The following is a 24,945-nucleotide window of genomic DNA, read 5'->3' as shown; positions in this document are numbered from 1 at the left end:
CTTACGGGCAGGGAGTATGGATCCTTGCTAAATGTGTGCCTGAACAGGAGAGCGTAACAGCTCCACCCCTTCACGCACAGCCTTCGGCCGTACGCGCCCCGAGCGTCCAGACCGGGTCTTCCGCGCCGCGTCTCTAGGCGGCCTTCGCGGCCGCCACCGCCTCCTCGCATGTCGGGTACCTCTCGACGTAGCGGTCGAGGTCCATGATCGTCAGCAGTCTCGAGATCATGCCCGGCCCCACGGCCGGCGCCGGCCCGCCCCCGCCTCGCGCACCCTGTTCAGCGTGCTCATCGGCAGGCCGAGGGTCAGGGAGTCGCAGAACGTCGCGCCGTCGAGGTCGAGCACGAGGCGGGGCGGACGCCGCGCCCTCATCGCCAGGTCCACGGCGGCGCGCGGCCGCAGGACCGCGTACATGTCGAGTTCGTCGGCGTGCACGACCCCTCGTGCCTCTGCTGGGTCTCCGGTCCTGTCTCGCGCGCCGGATGCGCCATCTCGTCGCCTCCGTTGCGGACTCGTTACCCTGAGGAAAAGGCAATAAGCCCCGCAAAGCCCAATAAGCGGGCGGTCCAGGTGATGCCATCGCGGATGATTGCCTTTCATCGTGCGGGTCGGCGGTTACATAATGAATCGCAATGAAGACGGAAAGTAACCGGCCTGTCGACGTGAGCATCGTCGTGCCCGTCCACAACTGCCGCCCCTATCTCGACCGGTGCCTCACCTCGCTCCTGGGGCAGTCGGTCAGCAAGGAGATCGTCGTCGTGGACGACGGCTCCACCGACGGCAGCCGCGACCTTCTGGCCGACTATGCGACGAAATATCCGGAAATACAGCTGTACTTCCAGCCCCCTTCCGGAGGGGCCGCCCGCCCGAGGAACCGGGCCATCGCCCACTCCAGAGGGCGCTACGTCTTCTTCTGCGACGCCGACGACCACCTCGGCCCCGAGGCGCTGCCCCGCATGCTCGCCATGGCCGACCGCAACGGCTCCGACATCGTCCTCGGCAAGATGGTCGGCCACGGCCGCAAGGTGCCCACCGCGATCTTCCGCGAGAACCGCGACCGCGCCCCGCTCGGCGAGACCGCCGTCTACAACGTCCTGACCTGCTTCAAGCTCTTCCGCCGCGAGCTGCTGATCCGCCACGAGATCCGCTTCGACGAGTCGCTGCGCGTCGGGGAGGACATCGTCTTCTCGGTCCACGCCTACTGCCACGCCCGGACGATCTCGGTGGTCGCCGACCACGACTGCTACCACCTGGTCGCCCGCCCGGACGGCACCAGCATCATGCAGGAGCCGGGCAGCCGCGACCCGCTGGCCTGGCTGCGCATGATCCGCACGCCGATCGAGCTGATGACCCGCCACATCCCCGCCGGGTCGCTGCGCGACCACCTGCTGCGGCGGCACTTTCGCTTCGACATCCTCGCCCAGCTCGGCGCCCCCCTGCTGTCCCTGGACTCCCGCGGGCGCCGCGCGACCATCGGCGAGGTCGCCGAGATGTGCGCCACCTGGCTCACCGACGGCGTCGTCGAGCGGCTGCGGCCGATCGACCGCCTGCGCGTCGCCACGCTCGGGGACGCCGACCGCCTCGTCCGCATCGCCCGTGTCGAGACGGCGGAGCTGCGCCACCACCTGACCGGCCTGACCTGGGAGGGCGACCGGCTGGAGGTCACCGGCCGCGCCTTCCTCACCGACTCCTGGAACGGCGTCGCGGTCGGCCTGCTGCTGCGCGAGCGGTCCACCTCGGCCGAGCGCCGCGTCCCGGTGACCTCCGCGGCCGACGTCTTCGCCGGAGGCGTCGAGGTCTCGCGCCTGCCACCCGGCGTCTGGGACGTGTACGTCGTGGTCGCATGCGAGGGCGTGCGCCGCGTGGCGCGGTTCGGCGCCCTGCGCGACCCCGGCGTCGACCGTCCCGCGGCGCGCCTGGTGAACGCCGTCGCCGCGCCCTACTTCACCCGCCCGCACGGCAACCTCAGCATCGACGTCGGCGGCCACGTGGTGACCGTTCCCGCGTCGGTGCGGCTCGCGCGCCTGACGTGGGGGGCCAAGGGCGTGCTGACCGTCGAGGGGACGGTCAGCGTGGGCGGCGGGTGCCCGGCGGCGCGGTGCGTGCGGCATGTGGTGTGGCGCGAGCGGGCGTCCGGCAACGAGCGCAGGGCCCCGGCGTCGGCCGTGGGCGAGGCCGCGTTCACCGCGACGGCCATGCTGGACGCGCCGGGCGTCTGGGAGGCCGACCTGGAGCTGAACATCGGTGGCCCCCCGGTGCGGTACCCGGTGCAGGTCGGCGAGGGCGAGCCTGGCAGTCTGGGCTCGGGCGCGGTGTGGTGGCGCGGCCGGCGGCGCTGGACGGCGCGGCCGCGCGCCTCCAAGGTGCGGCGCAGGCTCGTCGTGACCGTCCTCGCCACGGGCCCGAGGGCGGTGGTGCGCCGGTCCATGCGCATGGGCCGCCGCGCGTCGCGCAAGGACCGCTGACGTCACACGATGTTCACGCCGAATCCTTAATTGCCACTCTTTTGCATCTACAATTCACAGGCATAGAGTTGAGGACGATCCACACCATCGTCGGAGGCTCGACGTGCACGTTCCGGACGGTTTCTTCAACGCCACGGTGTCCATCGCCGCGGGCGCCTTCGCCGCGGCGGGCCTCGCCGTCTGCCTGCGCGGCGCGCGCCGCGAGCTGGACGACCGCACCGCCCCCATGGCGGGCCTGGTGGCGGCGTTCATCTTCGCGGTCCAGATGCTCAACTTCCCCGTCGCCGCGGGCACCAGCGGCCACCTGCTCGGGGGCACGCTGGCCGCGGTCCTCGTCGGGCCGTACACCGCCGTGTTATGCGTGGCCGTGGTGCTGCTGGTCCAGGGCTTCTTCTTCGCCGACGGCGGCCTGACGGCCCTGGGCGTCAACATCACGCTGATGGCCATCGTGACCGCGGCCGTGGGCTGGTTCGTGTTCCGGCTCGTCGTCCGCCTGGCCCCGCGCGCCCGCGCCGCGATCCCGGTGGCCGCGTTCCTCGGCGCCGTCGTCTCCGTCCCGGCCGCAGCGCTGGTCTTCACCGTGCTGTTCTGGATCGGCGGCACCGCGCCCATCGACGTGTCCTCGGTCGCGCTGACCATGGGCGGCGTGCACGTCCTGATCGGCCTCGGCGAGGGCCTGATCACCGCGCTGACGGTGAGCAGCGTGCTGGCCGTGCGCCCCGACCTGGTGTACGGCGCCCGGGGCCTGTCCGCCCCGCTGGTGCTGCGCACGGCGGACGGCGACACGACCGTCGCCCCCGAGCCCGCGCCGGCGCCCGCCCGCAACGCCCGGCCGCTGCTGATCGGCGGCGCGGTGGTCGCCGTCCTGCTCGCCGGGGTGGTCTCGTTCTACGCCTCCAGCAGCCCGGACGGGCTGGAGAAGGTCGCCGGTGACAAGGGCCTGAACGCCCAGGAGCGCGACCACCCGCTCGGCGGCTCGCCCCTGGCCGACTACGGCGTCAAGGGCGTGGGGAACGAGCGTCTGGCGGTCGGCGTCGCGGGCGTGGTCGGCGTCGGCATCACCGTTCTCGCCGGGGGAGCGGTCTTCTACGCCGTGCGCCGCCGGGCGCGCCACACCGAGAGGGCGGGCGTGTGATGACGCGAGGCGGCCCGCTGTAGTGGGCGCGGGGCATCACCACCAGCTCTACCGGCCGGGGGACACCGTGGTCCACCGGCTGCCCCCGCAGTGCAAGCTGCCCGCGGTGGCGGCCTTCGCCGTCGTCGTGGTCGCCACCCCGAGGGACGCCTTCTGGGCCTTCGGGGTGCATGCCCTGCTGCTGGCGGGGGTGGCCGCGGCGGCGCGCGTCCCGGCGGGGTTCGTCCTGCGGCGCATGGTCGTCGAGGTGCCGTTCGTGATCTTCGCGCTCGCGCTGCCGGTGATCGGGCTGGGCGCGCGGGTGGAGGTCCTCGGGGTCTCGCTCAGCGCCGAGGGGCTGTGGGCGGCGTGGAACATCCTCGCCAAGGCCACCCTCGGCGTCGTGGCGAGCATCCTGCTGGCCGCGACGACCGAGCCGCGCATGATGCTGCTCGGCGCGCGGCGGCTCCGGCTGCCGCAGACCCTCGTGCAGATCGCGATGTTCATGCTGCGCTACATGGACGTGATCCTGGACGAGATGCGCCGGATGCGGGTGGCCCGCGAGTCGCGCGGCTTCGCGGCCCGCGACGTCCGGCAGGTTCCGGTGCTGGCCAAGTCGGCGGGCGCGCTGTTCATCCGCTCCTACGAGCGCGGCGAGCGCGTGCACCTGGCGATGCTCAGCAGGGGATACAACGGTTCCATGCCCATCATCGACGACGTGCGGGCCTCGGCGGCGAGCTGGGCCGTCGCCGCCGTCCTCCCCGTGGCCGCGCTGGTGACGGCCGCGCTCTCCTGGAGCCTGTCATGACCCCGTCCCCCTCCCTGCGCGTCCAGCGGCTCGCGTACGCCTACCCCGACGGCACGCAGGCGCTGTTCGGCGTCGACCTGACCATCGGGCGCGGCGAGCGCGTCGCGCTGCTCGGCCCCAACGGTGCGGGCAAGACCACGCTGGTCATGCACCTGAACGGCATCCTGACCGCCGGGCACGGCACGGTCGAGGTCGCCGGGCTGCCGGTGCGCAAGAACACGCTGGGCGAAATCCGCCGCCGTGTCGGGCTGGTGTTCCAGGACCCGGACGACCAGCTCTTCATGCCGACGGTCCGCGAGGACGTGGCGTTCGGCCCGGCCAACCTCGGCGTGCGCGGCGCCGAGCTGGAGCACCGGGTCAAGGAGGCCCTGGAGCGGGTGGGCCTGCCCGACGTCGCCGACCGGCCGCCGCACCACCTGTCGTTCGGGCAGCGCCGCCGGGTGGCCGTGGCGACGGTGCTCGCCATGCGGCCGGAGATCCTGGTGCTGGACGAGCCGTCATCCAACCTCGACCCGGCCTCCCGGCGCGAGCTGGCCGAGATCCTGCGCTCCCTGGACGTCACCGTGCTGATGGTCACCCACGACCTGCCGTATGCCCTTGAGCTGTGCGAACGCTCGCTCATCCTGTCCGGCGGCGTGATCGCGGCGGACGGCCCGACGCGCGAGATCCTGGCCGACGACGCCCTGCTCGCCGCCCACCGCCTGGAGCTCCCGTACGGCTTCGCGGTCGCCGACCGGCCCTCCTGAGCGGCCTCGCGCGGGGACTGCCGGGCGGGGGCGCCAAATGGCAAGGTCAGCGATACTGCGCTACGGTGTCCCACGATTCCGGCGATCTTACGCGGCGCGACTTCGGCAAGGGTCACGGCGAAGTAAAGTGGGCCCCGCGAGGGAGGTTTCCACATGAAATTGCGGCTCGCGCGGCGCGCGTTCCCCGACGCCGTCGTGGTCGCGGTCGAGGGCGAGCTGGACCTTTTCACGGCGCCGTTCCTGCGCGACGAGATCCGCGAGGCGATCAAGCAGGACAGCAACCGCCTCGTGCTCGATCTCGCCGGGCTCTCCTTCATGGACTCGAGCGGCCTGTCGGTGCTCATCGAGGCCTGGCGCCTGGCGACCGGCGAGGGCGGCGGCGTCTCGCTCGCGGCTCCGCAGGCCCCCGTCGCGCGCATCTTACGGACGACCGGCCTGGATCGCCGCATAAAGGTCTACTCCGATGTGGACTCCGCGATCTCCGCTGAGATTTGAGTCACCCCCAGGAGAACTTCGTTCGGTACCCGCGTTAGTGTCCGGGATATGGACCTGAACGGATCAGCAGCAATCATCTCGGGCGGTGCCAGCGGCCTCGGTGAGGCCACGGCACGCGAACTGGCCCGCACCCGCGCCACGGTCGTCATCGCGGACGTCAACGCCGAGCGCGGCAAGGCGATCGCCGACGAGCTCGGCGGCGTCTTCGCGCAGACCGATGTCTCCGACGAGGCTTCGGTCCAGGCGGCCGTGGACGCGGCGGTGGCGACCGGCAAGCCCCTGCGCGCCGTGATCAACAGCGCGGGCATCGGCTGGGCGGCCCGCACGGTGGCCCGCGACGGCTCGCCGCACGACCTCGCCAGTTACCGCAGGGTCATCGACATCAACCTGATCGGCACCTTCAACCTCATGCGCATCGGCGCCGCCGCGATGGCGAAGACCGAGCCCGCCGACGAGGACGGCGCCCGCGGCGTGGTCATCAACACCGCCTCGGTGGCCGGCATCGAGGGGCAGACCGGGCAGGTCGCCTACTCCGCCTCCAAGGGCGGCATCATCGGCATGACGCTGCCGGCCGCTCGCGACCTCGCCGCGATCGGCGTCCGGGTCCTGACGATCTGCCCCGGCATCATCGACACCCCGATCTACGGCTCTGGCCCCGAGGCCGAGGCGTTCAAGGCCAAGCTGTCCGCGCCGGTGCCCTTCCCCAAGCGCATGGGGCGGGCGTCGGAGTTCGCCCAGCTCGTCCGCTCGCTGGTCGAGAACGACTACATGAACGGCGAGGTCATCCGCTTCGACGGCGGAATCCGCTTCCAGCCCAAGTGAGCCCCGCGGAGGTAGCAGGTGTCTGACGAGGTTCTCGTCGAGGTCGACGGCGGTATCGCCGTCATCACCATCAACCGGCCGCAGGCCAGGAACGCCGTCAACGGGGCCGTCGCGCGCGGCGTCGCCGCGGCCCTCGACGAGTTGGAGGAGCGCAAGGACGTCTCGGCGTACGTCCTGACCGGGGCGGGCGGCACGTTCTCCGCGGGCATGGACCTGAAGGGGTTCCTGACCGGTGACGTGCCCGTCGTCGAGGGGCGAGGGTTCGGCGGCATCACCGAGCAGCCCCCGAGGAAGCCGATCGTCGCGGCCGTGGAGGGGTACGCCCTGGCCGGCGGGTTCGAGCTGGTGCTGTCCTGCGACATCGTCGTGGCCGCGCAGGACGCGAAGTTCGGGCTGCCGGAGCCGAAGCGCGGCCTGGTGGCGGGCGCGGGCGGGGTCATGCGGCTGCCGCGCCGCGTCCCGTACCACATCGCCATGGAGATCGCACTGACCGGCGACTTCTACTCGGCGGAGCGGCTGCGCGAGCTGGGGCTGGTCAACCGGGTCACCCCGCCGGGCGAGGCGCTGGCGGGCGCCAGGGAGCTGGCGGCCAAGATCGCCGCGAACGCGCCGCTGTCGCTGCTGGCGACCAAGCGCATCGTGGTGGAGTCGGCCGACTGGCCGCGCGAGGAGATGTTCGCCCGGCAGGGGGAGATCATCGACCCGGTGTTCGGCTCCAAGGACGCGCGGGAGGGCGCGGCGGCGTTCGCCGAGAAGCGCGAGCCGCGGTGGTCAGGAGAATGATCTTTCTCGTGAGTGATCATTCCGCATAAATGATCACCGCAGGTAGGGAGGCGCATGTTGCCCGTCAATGCGGGCAACATGCGCCTTTTCCGTGTCTTACGCGAAATCGCGTGTTAAACGCTGTTTGCGTACGGTAAAGGGAGATACGTAGCGCGTTCCAAGGTGGTACAAGAGGAGAGCGATGAACGACTACGCGACCGGGGTGGCATCGAGCCGCACTTCGAGCGGGATGGTCAAGCGGCGCGTGGGCGGCCTGGTCACGGGGGCGGCCGCGGCCGCCTTCGTCGTCGTCCTGCTGGTCGCCGTCGAATGGGCCGTCGAGATCGCGGACTACGTCCTGCCGCAGGACCTGGACCGGTACGGCATCATGTCCCACCAGGTCGACGGGCTGGGCGGGATCTTCATGGCCCCCTTCCTGCACGCCGGGTTCGGCCACCTCATGGCCAACACCGTCCCCCTGGCCATCCTCGGCTTCCTCGCGGCCCTGCGCGGCCTCGGGCGGTTCTTCCTGGCCAGCCTGATCATCATCGTGGTCAGCGGGCTCGGCGTCTGGTTCCTCAGCCCCCCTGGCCTGACCGTCGGGGCCAGCGGCCTGGTGTTCGGCTATTTCGGGTACGTCGTGACAAGGGGCCTGTTCGACCGGCACATGCTGGACATCGCCCTCGGCGTCGGCGTTGCCGTGCTGTACTACTCGCTGATCTGGGGCGTCCTGCCGGGCCAGCCCGGCATTTCCTGGCAGGGTCACCTGTTCGGCCTCGTCGGCGGGGTGCTGGCCGCCTGGACGCTCCGCAGGAGGAGGCGCCCCGCGCTCGCCTGACCTGCGGTCCGGGCCTCCTGACCGCCCGCACGGCCGACGACGCACCCGCCGTCAGCGCCGCGAGAGTGGCCAAGAAGAGTGGCAGAGAGGTTCCGGCACCAGGCTCGCCTGGACGCGGACGATTGGAGAGAGTGCCCGCGTGAACAATCTGGGGTCTTTAGAGCGCGCCCTCATGGAGGTGCTCTGGGATTCCCCTCATCCCCTGCTCGTCCGCGAGGTGCTGGCGGCACTCAACGCGGACGCCGAGAAGCCGCTTGCCTACACCACGGTGCAGACCGTCGCCGAGCGGCTGGCCAGGAAGGGCCTGGTGCGGCGCACGGCCGAGCGCAAGGCCTTCCGGTACTCCGCGAGCCGCTCGCGGGACGAGCACGTCACGGCGGTGATGCTGGAGGCGCTGGCCGAGAGCCACGACCGGGCCCCCGTGCTGTCCTGCTTCGCGCGCAGCGTCGACCTGGACGACGCGCTGCGCCTGCTGGAGGAGCTGGCCCGCCGCACGGGCGGGCACAGCCACGTCGCCGGCCCCGGCTGGGTGCCGCCGCCGTCCGGCTGAGGGCCCCCGGACGAGCCGAGGGGCCCTCGGGCGGGCGCTAGAGGCGCTCGACCACGTGGTCGACGCAGGCCGTCAGCGCCTCGACGTCGTCGGGGTCGATGGCCGGGAACATCGCGATGCGCAGCTGGTTGCGCCCGAGCTTGCGGTAGGGCTCGGTGTCGACGATGCCGTTGGCGCGCAGGACCTTGGCGACCTCGGCGGCGTCGACCTCGTCGGAGAAGTCGATCGTGCCGACGACGTTGGAGCGCTGCGCCGGGTCGGCCACGAACGGCGTGGTGTAGGCGGTCTTCTCGGCCCAGGTGTAGAGCCGGGAGGCCGACTCGGCGGTGCGCGCGGTCGTCCAGGCCAGGCCGCCGTTGCCGTTCATCCAGTCGAGCTGGTCGGCCAGCAGGAACAGCGTGGCCACGGCCGGGGTGTTGTACGTCTGGTCCTTCACCGAGTTGTCGATGGCCGTCGGCAGGCTGAAGAACTCGGGGACGAACCGCCCGCTCGCGGCGATCTCATCCACCCGGGCCAGCGCGCGGGGCGAGAACAGGCCGATCCACAGGCCGCCGTCGGAGGCGAAGCTCTTCTGCGGGGCGAAGTAGTAGACGTCGAACTCGCTCGCCTCGACGGGCAGGCCGCCCGCCCCGGACGTCGCGTCCACCAGCACCAGCGCGTCGTCGCCGCCGACCCGCTTGATCGGCATGGCGACGCCGGTCGAGGTCTCGTTGTGGGTGAGCGCGTAGACGTCCACGCCCTCCTCGGCGGAGGGGAGCGGGTGGCTGCCGACCTCGGACTTGATCACGGTCGGCTCGCCGAGCCACGGCGCCTTGGCCGCCACGGACGCGAACTTCGACGAGAACTCACCGAAGTGGAGGTGCTGGGACTTCTGCCTGATCAGCCCGAACGCCGCGATGTCCCAGAACGCGGTGGTGCCGCCGTTGCCGAGCACGACCTCGTACCCCTCCGGGAGCGAGAACAGGTCGGTCAGGCCCTCGCGCACCCGGCGTACCAGGTTCTTCACCGGCTTCTGGCGGTGGGACGTGCCCATCACGCTCGCGCCGGCGGAGGCCAGGGCGGCGAGCTGCTCGGGGCGTACTTTCGAAGGCCCGCAGCCGAAACGGCCGTCCGCGGGTTTGAGGTCAGCGGGAATCTCGATGTCAGCCACCCCACCAAGGGTAGTGAGCTCCACCAGTGGGTCACGTCGTGGGTCCGGATCGCGAGATACGCGCGAACATCGGTCAGATGTCCAGGTACGCGAGCCGGGCGCCCCCCGCGCGGCCCTGGCGGCGTCGGCGGGTCGATCGCGAGTCAAGGGGTGCCCGGACACGCGAAAGGCCCGCAACTGGGGGCTGCGGGCCCTGTACGGGGTTCTGTGCCCGGCTCCGGCGAGGGCCGGCCGAAGCGGGGGAGACGCCGGAGTGCGCCACGGGGCGCCTGAGGGACGCGGAGACACGGGGAGGCGCAGGGGGCGCTGTCGCTCCGCGAGCCGCGGGGGCGGGTCTCCTTGCGGGAGTCCTAGGGGAGTCCTGGGGAGTCAGCCCTTGCCGACGACCTCGTCCGCTCCGGGGACGTCGTTGATCGACCGCTGGGGAGGGCCGACGTAACGGGCGCTTGGACGGACGAGCCTGCCCGTGCGCTTCTGCTCCAGGATGTGCGCCGCCCAGCCGGCCGTCCGCGCGCAGGTGAACATCGAGGTGAACATGTGCGGGGGGACCTCGGCGAAGTCCAGCATGATCGCGGCCCAGAACTCCACGTTGGTGGCGAGCACGCGGTCGGGCTTGCGGGCGTGCAGCTCGGCCAGCGCGGCCTTCTCCAGCGCGACGGCGACCTCGTACCGCGGCGCGTTGAGCTCCTGCGCGGTGCGGCGCAGCACGCGGGCGCGCGGGTCCTCGGCGCGGTAGACGCGGTGGCCGAAGCCCATCAGGCGTTCGCCGTCGTCGAGCGCGCGCTTGACGTAGGTCTCGGCGTTGCCGATGCGCTCGACCTCCTCGATCATGTGCAGCACGCGGGCCGGGGCCCCGCCGTGCAGCGGACCGGACATCGCGCCCACCGCGCCCGACAGTGCCGCGGCGACGTCGGCGCCGGTGGAGGCGATGACGCGGGCGGTGAACGTGGAGGCGTTCATGCCGTGCTCGGCGGCGGAGGTCCAGTAGGCGTCGATGGCCTTGACGTGCCTGGGGTCGGGCTCGCCGCGCCAGCGGACCATGAAGCGCTCGACGATCGTGGACGCCTCGTCGACGCGCGACTGCGGCACCATCGGCAGGCCGAGCCCGCGCGCGGACTGGGCGACGAACGACAGCGCGGTGACCGAGGCGCGCGCGAGATCGTCGCGGGCCTGGTCCTCGTCGATGTCGAGGAGCTGGCGGAAGCCGTACGCGGGCGCCAGCATGGCGAGCGCGCTCTGGACGTCGACGCGGATGTCACCGGAGTGGACGGGGATGGGGTACGGCTCGGCCGGGGGGAGGCCCGGCTTGAACTTGTTGTCGACCAGCAGGCCCCACACGTGCCCGTAGGACACGCGCCCGACCAGCTCTTCGATGTCGACGCCCCGGTAGCGAAGAGCGCCCCCTTCCTTGTCCGGTTCCGCGATCTCGGTCTCGAACGCTACGACGCCTTCCAGCCCGGGTTTGAAGTCGGACATTCTCGGCCGCCTCCCTTTCTTGAAGTCAAAGCCTTGATGTCGAGATACCGGCGGTCATATTCAACCCCCTTCGGTGGTGGTGAGCCGCCGCGGGGCCCCGCGAAACGCGATCCCCCTGGTAGGGGGTGCCGCCTCGGCCGCGCCGCCGGACGCGGAAGAATACCGGTCGTGGATGCCGCTTCGAGCCCGCCGTCCTTCGCCGGGCTTCGCCGTACATACGAGGGTCGTCCTCTGAAAGAGGAGGACCTCGCCGCCGATCCGGTCACGCAGTTCGCGTCGTGGTTCGCCGACGCCGTCGAGGCCGGACTTCCCGAGCCCAACGCCATGGTGCTGGCCACAGCCTCCGCCGGGGGCCTGCCCACCGCCCGCACGGTCCTGCTCAAGGGGTACGACCAGCGGGGTTTCGTCTTCTACACCAACTACGAGTCGCGCAAGGGCCGAGACCTCGCCGAGAACCCCCGTGCCTGCCTGCTGTTCCCCTGGCATCCGCTGCGCCGCCAGGTTCGCGTTGAGGGAAAAGTCACACGTCTTTCTCGCGAGGACTCCGCCGCCTACTACCACTCCCGGCCGTACGGCTCGCGCATCGGAGCCTGGGCCTCGCGCCAGTCGGCGGTCGTGCGCTCGCGGGAGGAACTGGACGCGCGCTTCGCCGAGCTTGCCGAGCGCTGGCCGGAGGACCCGCCCATGCCGGACTTCTGGGGCGGTTTCCGCGTGGTGCCCTCGGAGGTCGAGTTCTGGCAGGGGCAGGTCGACCGCATGCACGACCGGCTGCGCTACCGCTGGACCGGCACGGCGTGGATGGTGGAACGCCTCGCCCCCTGAGTCCTTGATCGGACCCCATGGGTAAAGTGCCCGGAGATGTTTAGAGTCTCCGGGGTCGGCGGGGTGGGGAATGGCGGGGGTCGTCCAGTCTGGGCTCAAACGGATCGCCGTCGACACCAGGCCGCTGCGCGTCCCCGCGTACCGGCGGCTGCTGATCGGGCAGGGCGTCTCGTTCGTCGGCTTCCAGCTGACCTCGGTTGCGGTCAGCGCCCAGGTGTACGACATCACCCAGTCCTCCCTGTGGGTTGGACTGCTCGGCCCCGCCAACCTCATCCCGCTCGTGGTGTTCGGGCTGTGGGGCGGTGCCGTCGCCGACGCGGTGGACCGCCGTAAGCTGCTGCTCACCGGTTCGGTCGTCGCCTGGCTAGCTACCCTCGCTCTGCTGCTCCATGCCTTGTCGGGCGCGGAAAACGTTTACTTCATGCTGGTCGCGGTGGCGCTGCAGTCCACCGGATTCGCGGTCAGCTCGTCGACCCGGGGCGCGATCATCCCCCGGCTCGTGCCCCTCGACAACGTCGCCGCCGCCAACACCCTCAACTTCCTCGTCAGCAGCGCCGGCTCGGTGCTCGGCCCGCTGCTCGCCGGCCTCGTCCTCGCCCGCGGCGGGTACGGGACGGCGTACCTCATCGACGCCGTCCTGTTCGGCGCGGGCTTCTACGCGGCCGTCCGGCTGCCGCGCCTGAAGCCCCTGGGCGCGGTGTCCCGGCCGGGGCTGCGCTCGGTCGTGGACGGGCTGCGGTACATCGCCGGGCAGCCGGTCGTGATGATGTCCTTCGTCGTCGACATCATCGCCATGGCCTTCGCGCTGCCGAGGGCCCTGTTCCCCGAGATCACGGCCGAGCGTTTCGGCGGCTCGCCCGTCGCGTTCGGGTGGCTCTCGGCCAGCCTCGCCATCGGCGCGGTCGCCGCGGGCCTGATGTCCGGGTGGGTCGGCCGCGTGCGCCGCCAGGGCGTCGCGCTGACGGTGGCGATCGCGCTGTGGGGCCTCACGGTGGCCGCCTCCGCCTTCGCGGGGCCGTTGTGGCTGGTCGTGGCCCTGCTCGCCGTCGGCGGCGGCATCGACATGATCTCGTCGGTGTGGCGGCAGACGATCCTGCAGACGTACGCCCCGGACGAGATGCGCGGGCGGATGCAGGGCGTGTTCATGGTCGTGGTCGCCGGAGGGCCCCGCCTCGGGGACCTGCGGGCGGGCTCGACGGCGAGCGCGTTCGGGCTCGGACCGGCCTGGGTGGGCGGCGGGCTGCTGTGCGCCGTGATCGTCGTGATCGCCGGCCTCGCCGTCCCGGCCTTCTGGAAGTACGACACTCTGAAAGATCGTCCGGTCGAGGCGCGGCCTCCTCAGTCGTCTCCTCAGTTGTAGGTGTGACATGGGTTGTCCAGGGGCTTGAGATAATGAGGAACGATCACGTTCCCCATCTCGGACCGTTCTGTCAGTCGGTCTGCGTAAGCTCTGTTCCGACACCGAATCTCTGCTTCCGAAAGCCGGTCCCACAGCCCCGTCACACATGGCTGTAACCCCTGGAAGCGGGACGTAGCATCGATATTGGGAGGGGAGGAGCCTTGACCGCACACGGCCTCATCGACACCACCGAGATGTACCTCCGCACGATCTACGAGCTGGAGGAAGAGGGGATCACCCCTCTTCGCGCCCGCATCGCCGAACGGTTGCAGCAAAGTGGCCCGACGGTGAGCCAGACGGTGGCCCGCATGGAACGCGACGGGCTGGTCAAGGTCGAGGGCGACCGCCACCTCGCCATGACGGATCTCGGCCGTGCCCTCGCCACCCGGGTCATGCGCAAGCATCGCCTGGCCGAGTGCCTCCTCACACAGGTCATCGGCCTGCCGTGGGAAGAGGTCCACATCGAGGCGTGCCGCTGGGAGCATGTCATGTCGGAGTCCGTCGAGACCCGCCTCGTGACCCTGCTCGACAACCCGGTGGTGTGCCCGCACGGCAACCCCATCCCCGGCCTGGACGAACTGGGCGTCGAGGAGCCGGGCGCCACCGCCGCCGAGATGATGTCGGCGATGGCCGACCTCGCGGGGCCGGGGGACATCCCGGTAGTAGTGCGACGGATCAGCGAACAAGTGCAAAGTGATCCTGTCGTGATGCTTAAACTCAAGCAAGTTGGGATACAACCCGGACGCGAGGTGACGCTCGCGGCGAGCGACGACGGTGTACGGGTGACAGGTGACGATGAAGCGGACAACACTCCCGCGGACCTCCCGCGCGATGTCGCCGCGCACGTCTTCGTATCCAGGCGCTGACCGTCCAGGGCCTGCTTGGTTGGCTCCCGGTAGAAAGTCCCCCCTTTCCATGTCCGACAACCCGGCTTTCCCGGGTCCGCTGGGAAGCCCACGGCAGGCCGCCGAGGCTGCTCCAGGAGCGCATGTGGTCCTCTACGGGATTTACCCCCTTCAGGGGGTGGCCGCAAGATGAAGCGATGGGGGGACCTTTCGCAGGACGCGGCCGACCACCTCACACCCGACTCGGTCCTCAGCAACGCCGAGATGGCCGTGGTGGTGACCGACCGTTTCAGCAACGTCCTTTACTGGAACCCGTTCGCGGAGCGCCTGTTCGGCCGCCCTGACCGCACGCCGGACGGCGAGCAGGCCGTCCTGTCCTTAGGGATCATGGAGAAGGACCACCCGCTGGCCGTCGAACTGGCCAAGCACGTCCTCAAGGGCGGCGTCTGGGAGGGCACCTTCGACGTACTGCGCGCGGACGGCACGATCATCTACGTCCGTGCCCAGGCCGTCCCCCTCCGCCACCCCTCCGGCTCCGTCACCGGCGTCGTCATCACCGCCCGCGAGGCGATGCGCAGCAACGAGCGCGAGAAAGACCGCTTCGGCCTGCTGGAACGCATCGGCGAGCGCCTCGCCAGCTCGCTGTACGTCGAAGAGACGCTCAACCGGGTCGCCGAGATGCTGGTCCCCCAGTTCGCCGACCACTGCTTCATCGAGCTCACCGAGGGCGACCGGCTCGTCCGCAAGGTCTCCACGCACGTCAAGGGCTGGACTCCTCCGCCCGGCACCTGGCGGCCCGTCGGCTCCGAGATCCGGTACCCGGCGGGCCACTACGCCGAGATCGCCATGCGCCGCCAAGAGACGATCATCGTCGAGGACTTCGCGCAGATGAGCTACCCTTCGCCCAGCGAAGAGAGCGCCAAGCTCTGCGGCGAGATCGGCATGACCTCCGCCATCGTCGCGCCGCTGTGCGCGCGCGGAGAGACGCTCGGCCTGATGTACCTCGGCCTGTCCAACCTCACCGACCGCCGCTCGCCCCACTACGACGCGTTCGACCGAGACTTCGTCGGCGCCATCGCCACCCGCGTGGCCATCGCCGTCGACAACGCGCTGCTCTTCGAAGAGGAGCGCCACACCGCCGAGTCCTTCCAGAAGTACCTGCTGCCCCGCGAGCTGCCCCAGCTCGACGGCCTGGAGATCGCCGTCCGCTACTACCCGGCGGCCCCGCTCGCCTCGCACGGCCAGGGCATCCAGACCCAGGTCGGCGGCGACTGGTACGACGTGATCCCGCTGTCCGCCGGCCGCGTCGGCATCGTCATCGGCGACGTCGAGGGCCGGGGGGCCAAGGCCGCCGCCGTCATGGGCCAGCTCAGGGCCGCGCTGCGCGCCTTCGCCCAGGACGACAAGTCCCCGGCCGACATCCTCGCCCGGCTCGACGAGTGGACGCGCATCATCGGCCCGCCCGAGCGCGACGACTACGGCGCCGACGTCAGCACCCCGCCCATCGTCACCTGCCAGTACCTCGTCTACGACGCGTGGTCGCGGCAGCTCTCGTTCGCCAACGCCGGCCACTCCCCGCCGCTGCTGATCGTCGACGGCATGGTGCGCGAGCTGGACATCTCCGAGGTCGGCCAGCCGCTCGGCGTCAGCGCCAAGGGCATGCACGCCGACCTGGTCTACAAGGAGGAAAGCCGCACGCTGCCGCCCGGCGCCGCGCTCCTGCTCTACACCGACGGCCTGGTCGACCGGCGCCCACCCAAGGGCGAGGCCCCGCTCACCGACGAGCAGACCCTGCGCGTCCTGTGCGAGAAGGTTGCCGACGCCTCGGCCGACTCGGTCGAGCGCATCGCCGAGGCCGCCACGCGGGCGGTGCCCGGCGAGATCGACGACGACATGGCGATCCTCGTCATCCGGTCCGCCGGCAAGGAGCTCAAGTACGAGGAGCGCACGTTCCCCGCCCAGCCGATCATGGTGGGGGAGGCTCGGCGCATGGCCCGGGAGGCCTTCGCGAGCTGGGGCGTCCCCGACGAGCGCGCCGACATGGCCTGCCTGCTGGTGTCGGAGGTCGTCACCAACGTCGTCCTGCACGCCGCCAGCGCCAGCGTCCCGCGCAGAGAGCTCGTCCTGGACGGCCCGCCGCTGCCCTTCGACGAGTCGTGGGACGTCCCCGGGTTCGACTCCGACATCGTCAACGAGAAGGAGTTCACCCTCCGCCTGCGCCGGGGTGAGGAGTCGATCTGGGTCGAGGTCTTCGACCAGGACCTGCGCCTGCCCCGCATCCGCAGCGCCGGCGAGAACGACGAGGGCGGCCGCGGCCTCTACCTGGTGGACCAGCTCGCCAGACGCTGGGGCTCCCGCCCCACGAAGGAAGGCAAGGCCGTCTGGTTCGAAATCCCCACCAGAGGCCGCTGACCACCACAGAACACGCAGGCCTGCGGCCGACCACTCACCGCCCACCCCAAGGCGCCCTACGCGGCGAGTAGGGACGTCGGTGAAGCCGGCGCCGTAATACGGCGGGTCCTCGGTGAAGCGGGATGCGCCCAGGCTGCCGCTCTACGAACAGGTGCGGCGCGGCTCGTCAGCGTTGGGTCTGGGTGTAGACGGCGAGTATGACGATCACGAAGGTGATCATGACGCCGGTGTAGGCGATCGGGCCGAAGCGCAGCATCTTGCGGACGCGGTTCAGGCCCCACGCGAACAGGAACGCCAGGAAGATCAGCAGGATCAGTCCGCCGTTGTCCATCGCCACCGCCTCCGGAGCTCGCTAGCTGAGGCCCGCGTCCCCGCCGGCCCGTCGTGGGAGCCCGAGATCAGAGCCTCCGCTCACCAGTATGAGGCCGATCTCCATCCGGCGCGGGCATCCGAAGCATGGCCTCCACGGTTTTGCGGAGGCCCACCGATGGCAACCGCACGGGCGAGCGCGTCCGCATCGGCGCTGTTCTCGCGCGAGCGCTCCCGCGATCCCCGAAGGTCTCGTCACGATCGTGATCAACGTGTGCGCTGTGGATCGGATGCGGTTTCGTCATGACGGCGGCTTCGCCGTCGCCGCCCCCGATCGAATGGCGAACGTACTTCCTTCAAGGCTCGCGCTGTCGCATGAGGGAGTTCATCGTTCGTGACAAGGTCGAGTTCGATCTGCGCGCCGAAGGCGGGAACTACGTCATCCGGCGCACGGACCCCGCAGAGGCGCACTTCTCCCGCCTGAGGGTGGCCACTGAAGGGTTTTTCGCGGGCGACCAGGGTGTGCGGTCCTGATCGCCCGCGGGTGTCATTTTCGACTCTCATCGCGTGTCGCGCGCGATGAACAGCGTTCCGCCATTTCCGAACTTACGGCTAGCGGGCCGCCATCGTCCGCATCGGCAGGGTGAAATTGGTGAACGGGGCGCAGTTGCCCGGCCAGGCCGGATTCTGGCCCGTTCCCGGAGTAGGGTTCACGGTGCACTGCGTCTGCGCGATGGAGCCTGACTTGTTCACGACGGTCACGCGCAGAGTGCGTCCCATCACCGACAGGGAGACGCCGGTCACATTCCCTGGATAGCCCGAAACAGAGCTCAGGTTGTGCCACGGCGGGGTGGTCCGCGGGTCACGCACGAGCGTGCTGCCGTCGCCCGGTGCGTAGCCGATGAACTGGTTGTTGCCTTGGAAGGCGGTGGAAATCGACGTACCGGACTGTCCTTGAGGCCCTTGAGATCCCTGAGTTCCGCGCGGTCCTTCTGGTCCGGGTGGTCCTTGCGGCCTGACGCATCCCTTGCAGTGATTCTTCTTCCGAGGCTTGCAATCGTCGTCCGTGGACACCGTGGCGGCCTCGGGGCACCGGTGGCTCTCGTGACGAACCAGCGTCGTCAGAACGTCGGGCGCCATCGTGTACCCGGCGACGTGTCGCACGTCGACGGCGGCTTCGGCCGCCGGAGAGACCACGGCGAAGAGCGCACCGGTCATCAGCGTCGCCGCCGTGACGGTCCAGACGGGTATGCGGGAGACCCGTGCTTTGTCCCGAGAAATCACTTGATTTCTCCCATTTCTCTGTTCCCGTGAATTAGACCTTCTTGGCGCCCGCTACTGTGACGCCGTGGTCACAAATACCCGCTGCAGGGCCGCGAATTGTACGGCGATTTTCCCTGGAAAGGTAAAATCGCCGAGGGCTGGAAAATCGACTGCTGCATTCGGCTGTTTTCGTCGAATTGCGGACACTCGCAGTGGTTCGCCGTCGTGGCGTCAATTAACCGGATGTGCGCTGATCGGAAAACGCACCCGAATGCCCCGCCTAGCGCGCCCATCTCCGCATTGGGGGTGGGAAAACCGGAGGCGTGTCGTCGAGAACGACGCGCCCGGCGCGGATCGGCCGCATACTGGTCAGCGGAGGCTCCGTAGGCAGGCTCCACGGCGGTCCCGCGCGGGGCGGGACTCAAGCGAGCGAGTTCCGGAGGCAGCGGTGGACAACGGCGGGCTGATCCTGCTGATCTTCCTGGCGTTCCTGTTCGCGTGGGGCCTGAACCGCGTCCGCAAGATGCTGCGCTTCGGCCCGATGGCCTACACCGGAGTCATGATCACCTTCGTGATCGTCATGCTCGCCGTCTACACCCAGACCCAGCGCTGACGTTCCCGTCGCGGGCGAACCGGCTCGCGCGGCCCATTGGTCGCGGTAGGACGCACGAGCCAGGGGCGAGCGGCCCGGCGCATGGCCCTGGAGGCCTTCGCGAGCTGGAGCGTCCCCGACGAGCGCGCCGGCATGGCCTGCCTGCTGGTGTCGGAGGTCGCCACCAACGTCGTCCTGCACGCCGCCGGCGTCCCGCGCTCAACCCGGCGAGTTCGTAATCGCTTGCCGCAGCCGGTGCAGCCATTTCGGGTGGCACCGGTTCCCCATCATTTCGAGGATGATTTTGTCACTGGCCCTTCATGATTGTTCATACGGTTACCGGCGGAACGACCTCGTTCTGGACAGATTGAGCCTTCGGTTTCCTGCTGGAATCACACTGCTACTCGGTCCGAACGGAGCAGGGAAGTCCACGCTGCTCGGCATCTCGGCGTCGGCGCTGTCTCCGAGCCGCGGTTCTGTGAACTACAACGGACTCGACCCGGCCGTCAGGCGAGACAGGGCGGCATTCCGGCAGGCTGTGGCATGGATGCCGCAGCAGATCAATCCGATACCGGGCTTGACGGTACAGGAGCAGGTCACGTACATGGGCTGGCTGAAAGGACTCACTCGCGAGGACGCTCGGAGAAAATCGGCGAACGCCTTGGAGGCGGTTGATCTCACACCTCTCGCCGGGCGACGGTCACACGAGCTCTCAGGAGGACAGCTCCGGCGCATGGGTCTCGCCCAGGCGCTCGTCCACGCGGCGCAGGTCGTGCTGATGGACGAGCCGACGGCGGGGCTGGATCCGACACAGAGAGAGACTTTCCGTGAACTCGTCAGGCGCATCTCCGTGAACACGCAGGTCGTGATCTCGACCCATCAGATCGAGGACATCAACGAACTGTACGAATCCGTCATCGTGCTGGACAGAGGCCAGGTCAGATTCCACGGAACGACGAACGAATTTCTCCGCGCGGACGATGCCGTGAGCGCGTACCGGCGACTCGTGAGCGGAGATGTGTGATGTCCTGGCGTAGCCGGCTGCGTTCGGCGGGGGTCTACGTCTTACCGCTCGCCGTGATCGTGGCCGTGATGCAGGCCAGGCGAGAGCTCGGATCCATGGATCTGTGCTGGCCGGGCGCTTCAGCCATGGCGAACTCCGCGGTGGCAGTGATCGCACCGATATACGCGGCCACGGCCGCATGGGAGGCCGGTCGCCTTCGGCGTGGCGGGGTCGATAGATGGACCTTCGCGCGCCCCTGGTACGTGGTTGTTCTGGACGCGCTCACCGTCCCCCTGGCCGGGGCGGTTCTGGCGCTCACCGCGGCGTCGCTGTCGCTCCTGCCGGCCATGGCCGGTGTTCCGGGCGCCCCTGACCTGAGATTTCTCGGCGTGGCCGTTCTCGTCTGCGCGGGCTTCATATTCCTGGGATTCGGTCTCGGTCGCCTGCTGATGCCTGTCTACGCGGTACCGATTTCTCTCATCGGCACCTATCTCTGGCTGGCATATCCCATCTCCATGGAACCGCTCTGGCTGCGCCACCTCACGGGGAACTACGACGTGGCGTGCTGTCGGTTCGACCAGGTTCCGGACGTTCGCGCCCTGGTCGCGGGCGCCCTGGTCGCGACCGCCGTCATTGTCACCGGACTTGGGCTGTCGCTGGCCCGGCGCAACGTGAACGCGAAACGCCTGACGGCCGGACTCGTCTCGGTCGCTCTCGTCGTGGGCGGAGTCTCGGTCGTGCGCGGGCTGAGCTGGGAGGTCGCCGTTCCGCGCCCGCGAGCGGATCTGGTCTGCGAACCGGCCGGGACGAGCGGGGCCGTCCCGAGGATCTGCTTGTGGCCGGAGCACGTCGCCGGCGCGGACCGGCTGGCGAAGGCGGTCGGCCCTGCGGTCGATCGACTGGCCGCAGCCGGTTTGCCTCGCCCCGAGACGCTGACGGAGGGACAACCCACGAGACAGGAGTGGACCTTCTCCTATCCACCGGAACCGGACGAGGTGGCCTGGGCCATAGCCATTGGTCTTGTCCCTCAAGATGTCCCGGAGTGCCAGGCGAAGGGGGGACAGTGGTTCACCGGCGACATGATCATGGTGCTGGTCTCCTGGCTCGGCCTTACGGGCGGGGAGTCGGTTCAGTTCATCGAGGAGAGAGTGGGCCCTGAGATCGCCGCCAAGGCACGAGAGGTGATGCGACGACCGGCTTCCGCGCAGTTGCGGTGGTTCAGAGAGAACATGAAGATCCTCGACGTGTGTGACGTCAAGCCGGTGGACGTGAAGTGAGCATCTTCCTCAAAGCGCGTAGAACGAAAGCCGTGACGGGGGTGCTGGTGTTGACCGTCGCCCTCGTGGCCGTACTGTCAGGGATGCAGATCCCCGCGCTCAACATTCTTGGGGGCGGCAAGTCGTACGTCCCCGTAGGAGTGCTCCTTCCTCTGCTCGGCGTGGCCGGCCTCGTCTCGTTCATGACCAACGTGCCGGGGGAACTGGAGATCACCGCCGTTCGCCCGGTGCAGTGGTACAACGCCATCGCGATTTCGGTCGCGGCCCTGTCCGTGCTCGTCATAGGCGCGTTGCTGGGGGTCTCGGGGTTGCAGGCGCATGCTTTCGCCGCCGCGAGGAACCTCGTCGGGTACATGGGTTTGGCCATGCTGGGACAGAAGTTGGTGGGAAGGCACGCCGCGATCCTGTTTCCGGTCGTCTTCGCGTTCGGCACCATGACCGCCGGGCGTCGGCCGGGTGGTCATCCCTGGCCCTGGGCGTGGCCTCTGTTCGAGTCGGAACACGTTCCCGCCGCGCTGGTTGCTGTCGCGGTCTTCCTCGTGGGACTCCTGGTCACCCTCTCCCGGGCGCGACCGGTACGACGGCCGAGGGACGTTTCATGACCGTCCAGGTCCGTATCCCTGGGAGGACGCCGACCCGTCGGGGGTCGTAAGCGGAATCCCCTGTGGCCGGAGGCAGGCGCTCGGGAGGGACGGCGCGCACGCCTGCTGCACTCGGCGGGCGTGCGAGCCGTGTGTGCCGGTGGTCAGAAGCCGAAAGAGCGGCCGATGATCTCCTTCATGATCTCAGTGGTGCCGCCGTAGATCGTCTGGACGCGCGCGTCCATCCAGGCCTTCGCGACCGGGTACTCGGTCATGTAGCCGTAGCCGCCGTGCAGTTGCAGGCAGCGGTCGATCACCTTGTTCTGCAGTTCGGTCGTCCACCACTTCGCCTTGGCGGCGTCCACGACCGTCAGTTCCTTGGCGTTCAGCGCGCGGATGCACTTGTCCACGTAGTGCCGCGCGATCTCCACCTCGGTCGACATCTCGGCGACGACGAACCGCGTGTTCTGGAACTTGCCGATGTTCCGGCCGAACGCCTGGCGCGTCTTGCAGTACTCGATCGTCGTCTCAAGCACCGACTCGGCCGCCGCCACGGCCGCCACGGCGATGGACAGCCGCTCCTGCGGAAGGTTGGCCATGAGCTGGAAGAAGCCGTGACCTTCCTCCTCGCCCAGCCGGTTGGCCACCGGGACGCGGACGTTCTCGAAGAACAGCTCGGCCGTGTCCTGGGCGTGCATGCCGATCTTCTCCAGGTTGCGGCCCCGGATGAACCCGTCCATGCCACGCTCGACCACGAGCAGCGTCGTGCCGCGCGCCCCCTCGTTCGGGTCGGTCTTGGCGACGACCACGACCAGGTCGGCGTTGATGCCGTTGGTGATGAACGTCTTCTGCCCGTTCACGACGTAGTGGTCGCCGTCGCGGAGGGCCGTCGTCCGGAGGCTCTGCAGGTCGCTGCCCGCCCCCGGCTCTGTCATGCCGATGGCCGTGATCAGCTCACCGGACACGAAGCCCGGCAGCCAGCGCTGCTTCTGCTCGTCGTTGGTCATGTCGACCAGGTAGGGCGCCATGATGTCGTTGTGCAGCCCGAACCCGAGGCCCGTCGCACCGAACCTGATGATCTCTTCGACGATGATGGCGTTGAACCGGAAGTCGCTGATGCCGGATCCGCCGTACTCCTCGGGCACCGAGAAGCCGAACATGCCGAGCTCTCCGGCTTTCTTCCAGACCTCGCGCGGGACGATGCCGTCCTTCTCCCACTGCTCGTGGTGGGGTGCGACCTCGCGCGTCATGAACTCGCGCACGGTGTCACGGAAGAGCAGATGCTCCTCCTCGAAGAGGTCTCTCTGCATTCACATCCTCCTAGGGGGTCACCCACTAGAATACAATTCTGTTCACGATGCGGACATCACCGCCCTCCTCAGGTGTGCGGGTGACGCCGAAAGCGGCGCGCACACGGGTGAGACGCCCCAGATGGGACTTCTCCACCGCGGCGCTGCTGATGGGGTACGGCACCCGCGGCGGCCTGGGTGGTCTCGGCGGCGACTTGATGCTGAGGCGCAGGCGTGCCGCGCAGCGTTCCGCCGCCCGGGGAAGCCTCGGGTGAGCGCCCCGGCGCCGGCAGGCGGCAGCAGCCGTGGCAGCGACGGTAACCGTGGTGGCGATGGCATGCCTGGCAACCATGGCATTTCCGGCAGCAGCGGTGGCGGTGGCCGCGCCCACGGCCACTCCGCCCGTGCCGGTCGCCGTCACGGTCAAGCCCTCCGCCAATCCACCCCTACCAGGGCGAAGATCCCAAGATCGGCGTACGCGACCCTCTCCGCCTCTAGCCGAGGCTGACCGGCCGCTAGGAGGGCTACCGCGACCTTCCGCCACATGGTCGCTGATCACGATCGCGTCTCGGGGCCGCGTATTGAACGAAGTCAGCGCGGGACGGCGCGGACCCAGCCGCGGTCGCCGTCGACGAAGCCGGCCATCGTCAGGCCCGCCTTATTGAGCTGGGCCTCGAAGTAGTCGTCGTCCTGGCGCTTGCTGAGGAAGGTCTGCGTCCACCTCCGGTCGCCGAGGTTGTACTCCGTGGTGGCGAGCAGCAGTCCGGGGCCGGGGCGGCTGATGTTCGTCATGCGGATGTAGTTGCCCTCCTCGGTGACCCGCTCGGCCTCCTGGACCGTGTCGTACCACTCGGGCGGCTGGCGCTGGAAGATCACGCAGCCGTCGGGGGCGACGTGCCGACGGCAGGTGTGCATGAAGCCCCGGCGCAGCTCGTCGTCGGCCGTCTCGATGACGAAAGACATGAGCAGGACGACGTCGAACGTCCGGTCGAGCGCGAGGGACTCGATGGGGGAGCGGACCGTCTCGGCGCCCTGGATGTGCGCGAGCATCTCAGGCGATTCGTCCACGGCGACCACCTCGTGCCCGAGAGCGACGAGGCTGTGGGTGATCCGGCCCGCGCCCGCGCCGAGTTCCAGGATGGACGCGCCCTCCGGGATCGCCGCGTGGATACGCTCCGGCTCGCCTCTGGGCTTGAGCGTGGCGTAGTAGTCGACCGAGCAGCCGTCGGGGGTGAGCGATCCTGGTCCGGTCCCGTGAGCCATCCTTTGTGAGGTCATGCCCACATCCTGCATGGCGAGAAGTCCGGAATGGCGTGTTCGTGTCTTGTCGTGGGACGACTCACACGGCCGCCGAAGCCGGGTCGGCCGGCATGAAGGATAGAAGGCCGGAGTACGCCTGGACGTCATTACACCAGGAGTTTCAGGTTCCCGGCCGGACGGCTGGTCGGAGGCCACGCGGCGAGCTGGAACCAGACCGATTTTCCCTGGCGGTGCAGATTCCAGCCCCATTTGCAGGCCAGGGTCTCCACGATGGCGAGACCTCTGCCGGACGTTTCCATCGAGTCGGCCGTTCTCATGTGCGGGACGGCGATACAGGAGTCGTACACGTCCACCGTCATCAATGGCCCGTCGCGGCCGACGGAGATTCGCACGGAGCCGCGTCCGGGGACATTCAGTGCCCCGTGGACGAGCGCGTTCGTGGCGATTTCCGAAGTGAGCAGTTCGGCGACGTCCGGTACGTCGTCGGCCGCGCTCCAGTCGAGGGCGATGTCCCGGACGAAGCGGCGGGCCGAGGCGATGCATTTCTCGTCTTCCGGTATCCACTTCTGCCCCAGGAGAGCTATGTCGCCGTCCTGTCCGATGCGGTGGTCGGCCGCTGCCATCTGAATCGTCATCGCCCCTCTGATCTTGACTAGCTGTGTGGAAT

28 protein-coding genes are annotated in these 24,945 nt (G+C 69.4%); 20 read left to right on the top strand and 8 right to left on the bottom strand.

The features are described 5' to 3' along the window. Positions 1–225 precede the first annotated feature (225 nt). Entirely contained in the window at positions 226–435 is a 210-nt protein-coding gene (locus AB0H21_RS35445; protein WP_358525660.1) for a hypothetical protein, read from the bottom strand. Between the two features lie 197 nt (positions 436–632). Here AB0H21_RS35445 and AB0H21_RS35440 point away from each other — a divergent pair, with 197 nt between their 5' ends. From AB0H21_RS35440 to AB0H21_RS35400, 9 genes are all read left to right on the top strand, one after another. Next, entirely contained in the window at positions 633–2,465 is a 1,833-nt protein-coding gene (locus AB0H21_RS35440) for a glycosyltransferase (protein WP_358525659.1), read from the top strand. Between the two features lie 103 nt (positions 2,466–2,568). After that, on the top strand, positions 2,569–3,600 hold the full coding sequence (locus AB0H21_RS35435) for an energy-coupling factor ABC transporter permease (RefSeq protein ID WP_358525657.1): 1,032 nt from the start codon (positions 2,569–2,571) through the stop codon (positions 3,598–3,600). 22 nt (positions 3,601–3,622) lie between these two features. Then, positions 3,623–4,387: a cobalt ECF transporter T component CbiQ gene (cbiQ, locus tag AB0H21_RS35430; protein WP_358525655.1), complete on the top strand. Its 765-nt coding sequence runs from the start codon at positions 3,623–3,625 to the stop codon at positions 4,385–4,387. Next, complete coding sequence (locus AB0H21_RS35425; RefSeq protein WP_358525654.1) at positions 4,384–5,133, top strand: ABC transporter ATP-binding protein; 750 nt, start codon at positions 4,384–4,386, stop codon at positions 5,131–5,133. The genes cbiQ and AB0H21_RS35425 overlap by 4 nt, the downstream gene beginning before the upstream one ends. 153 nt (positions 5,134–5,286) lie before the next feature. Next, entirely contained in the window at positions 5,287–5,628 is a 342-nt protein-coding gene (locus AB0H21_RS35420) for an STAS domain-containing protein (RefSeq protein ID WP_358525653.1), read from the top strand. Between the two features lie 48 nt (positions 5,629–5,676). Beyond that, entirely contained in the window at positions 5,677–6,450 is a 774-nt protein-coding gene (locus AB0H21_RS35415) for an SDR family NAD(P)-dependent oxidoreductase (RefSeq protein ID WP_358525651.1), read from the top strand. 18 nt (positions 6,451–6,468) lie between these two features. Then, positions 6,469–7,233 (top strand): crotonase/enoyl-CoA hydratase family protein, encoded by a 765-nt coding sequence (locus AB0H21_RS35410; protein WP_358525649.1) that lies wholly within the window; start codon positions 6,469–6,471, stop codon positions 7,231–7,233. A 181-nt stretch (positions 7,234–7,414) separates the two neighbouring features. Continuing rightward, positions 7,415–8,050: a rhomboid family intramembrane serine protease gene (locus AB0H21_RS35405; protein ID WP_358525647.1), complete on the top strand. Its 636-nt coding sequence runs from the start codon at positions 7,415–7,417 to the stop codon at positions 8,048–8,050. A 139-nt stretch (positions 8,051–8,189) separates the two neighbouring features. Then, on the top strand, positions 8,190–8,600 hold the full coding sequence (locus AB0H21_RS35400) for a BlaI/MecI/CopY family transcriptional regulator (protein WP_358525645.1): 411 nt from the start codon (positions 8,190–8,192) through the stop codon (positions 8,598–8,600). A 37-nt stretch (positions 8,601–8,637) separates the two neighbouring features. Here the strand turns inward: AB0H21_RS35400 and serC are convergent, their stop codons facing one another. Beyond that, entirely contained in the window at positions 8,638–9,750 is a 1,113-nt protein-coding gene (serC, locus tag AB0H21_RS35395) for a phosphoserine transaminase (RefSeq protein ID WP_358525644.1), read from the bottom strand. Between the two features lie 369 nt (positions 9,751–10,119). After that, positions 10,120–11,226: a citrate synthase 2 gene (locus AB0H21_RS35390; protein WP_358525643.1), complete on the bottom strand. Its 1,107-nt coding sequence runs from the start codon at positions 11,224–11,226 to the stop codon at positions 10,120–10,122. Between the two features lie 168 nt (positions 11,227–11,394). Between AB0H21_RS35390 and pdxH the strand changes: the two genes are divergently transcribed. The 4 genes from pdxH to AB0H21_RS35370 all read left to right on the top strand — a co-directional run bounded on the left by pdxH (position 11,395) and on the right by AB0H21_RS35370 (position 16,704). Further along, the gene (gene pdxH, locus AB0H21_RS35385) at positions 11,395–12,048 is read left to right on the top strand and encodes a pyridoxamine 5'-phosphate oxidase (protein WP_358525641.1); all 654 of its coding nucleotides are present in this window, start codon (positions 11,395–11,397) and stop codon (positions 12,046–12,048) included. A 70-nt stretch (positions 12,049–12,118) separates the two neighbouring features. Beyond that, a complete protein-coding gene (locus AB0H21_RS35380) occupies positions 12,119–13,408 on the top strand; it encodes an MFS transporter (RefSeq protein WP_358525640.1) in 1,290 nt (429 codons plus the stop codon). A gap of 200 nt (positions 13,409–13,608) precedes the next feature. Beyond that, entirely contained in the window at positions 13,609–14,313 is a 705-nt protein-coding gene (locus AB0H21_RS35375) for a metal-dependent transcriptional regulator (protein ID WP_358525638.1), read from the top strand. Between the two features lie 168 nt (positions 14,314–14,481). After that, complete coding sequence (locus tag AB0H21_RS35370; protein ID WP_358525636.1) at positions 14,482–16,704, top strand: SpoIIE family protein phosphatase; 2,223 nt, start codon at positions 14,482–14,484, stop codon at positions 16,702–16,704. Between the two features lie 166 nt (positions 16,705–16,870). On the opposite strand, the gene AB0H21_RS35365 is transcribed toward AB0H21_RS35370, so the two are convergent. Then, the gene (locus AB0H21_RS35365) at positions 16,871–17,035 is read right to left on the bottom strand and encodes a hypothetical protein (RefSeq protein ID WP_358525635.1); all 165 of its coding nucleotides are present in this window, start codon (positions 17,033–17,035) and stop codon (positions 16,871–16,873) included. Positions 17,036–17,388: 353 nt separating this feature from the next. On the opposite strand from AB0H21_RS35365, the gene AB0H21_RS35360 reads away from it, so the two are divergent. After that, positions 17,389–17,547, top strand: coding sequence for a hypothetical protein (locus tag AB0H21_RS35360; RefSeq protein WP_358525633.1), 159 nt, complete (start codon positions 17,389–17,391; stop codon positions 17,545–17,547). A gap of 78 nt (positions 17,548–17,625) precedes the next feature. Here AB0H21_RS35360 and AB0H21_RS35355 read toward each other — a convergent pair whose 3' ends face one another. Then, positions 17,626–18,231 carry a hypothetical protein gene (locus AB0H21_RS35355; protein ID WP_358525631.1) on the bottom strand — a complete coding sequence of 202 codons (606 nt, stop codon included), beginning with the start codon at positions 18,229–18,231 and terminating at the stop codon, positions 17,626–17,628. A 493-nt stretch (positions 18,232–18,724) separates the two neighbouring features. On the opposite strand from AB0H21_RS35355, the gene AB0H21_RS35350 reads away from it, so the two are divergent. The 5 genes from AB0H21_RS35350 (at position 18,725) to AB0H21_RS35330 (ending at position 21,750) form a co-directional block, all read left to right on the top strand. After that, positions 18,725–18,889, top strand: a complete 165-nt coding sequence (locus AB0H21_RS35350) for a hypothetical protein (protein ID WP_181871120.1) — start codon at positions 18,725–18,727, stop codon at positions 18,887–18,889. Between the two features lie 81 nt (positions 18,890–18,970). Then, on the top strand, positions 18,971–19,192 hold the full coding sequence (locus tag AB0H21_RS35345; RefSeq protein WP_358525629.1) for a hypothetical protein: 222 nt from the start codon (positions 18,971–18,973) through the stop codon (positions 19,190–19,192). Further along, the gene (locus AB0H21_RS35340; protein WP_358525628.1) at positions 19,167–19,892 is read left to right on the top strand and encodes an ATP-binding cassette domain-containing protein; all 726 of its coding nucleotides are present in this window, start codon (positions 19,167–19,169) and stop codon (positions 19,890–19,892) included. The genes AB0H21_RS35345 and AB0H21_RS35340 overlap by 26 nt, the downstream gene beginning before the upstream one ends. Then, positions 19,892–21,148 carry a hypothetical protein gene (locus AB0H21_RS35335; RefSeq protein WP_358525626.1) on the top strand — a complete coding sequence of 419 codons (1,257 nt, stop codon included), beginning with the start codon at positions 19,892–19,894 and terminating at the stop codon, positions 21,146–21,148. Before AB0H21_RS35340 ends, AB0H21_RS35335 begins: the two co-directional genes overlap by 1 nt. After that, positions 21,145–21,750, top strand: a complete 606-nt coding sequence (locus tag AB0H21_RS35330) for a hypothetical protein (protein ID WP_358525625.1) — start codon at positions 21,145–21,147, stop codon at positions 21,748–21,750. Before AB0H21_RS35335 ends, AB0H21_RS35330 begins: the two co-directional genes overlap by 4 nt. A gap of 143 nt (positions 21,751–21,893) precedes the next feature. On the opposite strand, the gene AB0H21_RS35325 is transcribed toward AB0H21_RS35330, so the two are convergent. Next, on the bottom strand, positions 21,894–23,039 hold the full coding sequence (locus AB0H21_RS35325; protein WP_358525623.1) for an acyl-CoA dehydrogenase family protein: 1,146 nt from the start codon (positions 23,037–23,039) through the stop codon (positions 21,894–21,896). Between the two features lie 107 nt (positions 23,040–23,146). On the opposite strand from AB0H21_RS35325, the gene AB0H21_RS35320 reads away from it, so the two are divergent. Beyond that, positions 23,147–23,293 carry a hypothetical protein gene (locus tag AB0H21_RS35320; RefSeq protein ID WP_358525622.1) on the top strand — a complete coding sequence of 49 codons (147 nt, stop codon included), beginning with the start codon at positions 23,147–23,149 and terminating at the stop codon, positions 23,291–23,293. Positions 23,294–23,609: 316 nt separating this feature from the next. Here AB0H21_RS35320 and AB0H21_RS35315 read toward each other — a convergent pair whose 3' ends face one another. Both AB0H21_RS35315 and AB0H21_RS35310 read right to left on the bottom strand, forming a co-directional pair. Further along, entirely contained in the window at positions 23,610–24,296 is a 687-nt protein-coding gene (locus AB0H21_RS35315; protein ID WP_358525620.1) for a class I SAM-dependent methyltransferase, read from the bottom strand. 128 nt (positions 24,297–24,424) lie between these two features. Then, positions 24,425–24,901 carry an ATP-binding protein gene (locus tag AB0H21_RS35310; RefSeq protein ID WP_358525618.1) on the bottom strand — a complete coding sequence of 159 codons (477 nt, stop codon included), beginning with the start codon at positions 24,899–24,901 and terminating at the stop codon, positions 24,425–24,427. Positions 24,902–24,945: the final 44 nt, after the last annotated feature.

It is taken from the genome of Sphaerisporangium sp. NPDC051011 (assembly GCF_040653595.1).
In the GTDB taxonomy this organism is placed as follows: domain Bacteria; phylum Actinomycetota; class Actinomycetes; order Streptosporangiales; family Streptosporangiaceae; genus Sphaerisporangium.
Note: the sequence above shows the minus strand (reverse complement) of the source record. Positions and strands in the feature narration are given on the sequence as shown.

Excerpts from the sequence above, each read along its gene's own strand:
- AB0H21_RS35440 (WP_358525659.1), top strand. The coding sequence starts at position 633 with ATGAAGACGGAAAGTAACCGGCCTGTCGACGTGAGCATCGTCGTGCCC.
- AB0H21_RS35425 (WP_358525654.1), top strand. The coding sequence starts at position 4,384 with ATGACCCCGTCCCCCTCCCTGCGCGTCCAGCGGCTCGCGTACGCCTAC.
- AB0H21_RS35420 (WP_358525653.1), top strand. The coding sequence starts at position 5,287 with ATGAAATTGCGGCTCGCGCGGCGCGCGTTCCCCGACGCCGTCGTGGTC.
- AB0H21_RS35415 (WP_358525651.1), top strand. The coding sequence starts at position 5,677 with ATGGACCTGAACGGATCAGCAGCAATCATCTCGGGCGGTGCCAGCGGC.
- AB0H21_RS35405 (WP_358525647.1), top strand. The coding sequence starts at position 7,415 with ATGAACGACTACGCGACCGGGGTGGCATCGAGCCGCACTTCGAGCGGG.
- AB0H21_RS35390 (WP_358525643.1), bottom strand. The coding sequence starts at position 11,226 with ATGTCCGACTTCAAACCCGGGCTGGAAGGCGTCGTAGCGTTCGAGACC.
- AB0H21_RS35380 (WP_358525640.1), top strand. The coding sequence starts at position 12,119 with ATGGCGGGGGTCGTCCAGTCTGGGCTCAAACGGATCGCCGTCGACACC.
- AB0H21_RS35370 (WP_358525636.1), top strand. The coding sequence starts at position 14,482 with ATGAAGCGATGGGGGGACCTTTCGCAGGACGCGGCCGACCACCTCACA.
- AB0H21_RS35365 (WP_358525635.1), bottom strand. The coding sequence starts at position 17,035 with ATGGACAACGGCGGACTGATCCTGCTGATCTTCCTGGCGTTCCTGTTC.
- AB0H21_RS35360 (WP_358525633.1), top strand. The coding sequence starts at position 17,389 with ATGAGGGAGTTCATCGTTCGTGACAAGGTCGAGTTCGATCTGCGCGCC.
- AB0H21_RS35355 (WP_358525631.1), bottom strand. The coding sequence starts at position 18,231 with ATGACCGGTGCGCTCTTCGCCGTGGTCTCTCCGGCGGCCGAAGCCGCC.
- AB0H21_RS35345 (WP_358525629.1), top strand. The coding sequence starts at position 18,971 with ATGGCCCTGGAGGCCTTCGCGAGCTGGAGCGTCCCCGACGAGCGCGCC.
- AB0H21_RS35340 (WP_358525628.1), top strand. The coding sequence starts at position 19,167 with ATGATTTTGTCACTGGCCCTTCATGATTGTTCATACGGTTACCGGCGG.
- AB0H21_RS35335 (WP_358525626.1), top strand. The coding sequence starts at position 19,892 with ATGTCCTGGCGTAGCCGGCTGCGTTCGGCGGGGGTCTACGTCTTACCG.
- AB0H21_RS35325 (WP_358525623.1), bottom strand. The coding sequence starts at position 23,039 with ATGCAGAGAGACCTCTTCGAGGAGGAGCATCTGCTCTTCCGTGACACC.
- AB0H21_RS35315 (WP_358525620.1), bottom strand. The coding sequence starts at position 24,296 with ATGACCTCACAAAGGATGGCTCACGGGACCGGACCAGGATCGCTCACC.
- AB0H21_RS35310 (WP_358525618.1), bottom strand. The coding sequence starts at position 24,901 with ATGGCAGCGGCCGACCACCGCATCGGACAGGACGGCGACATAGCTCTC.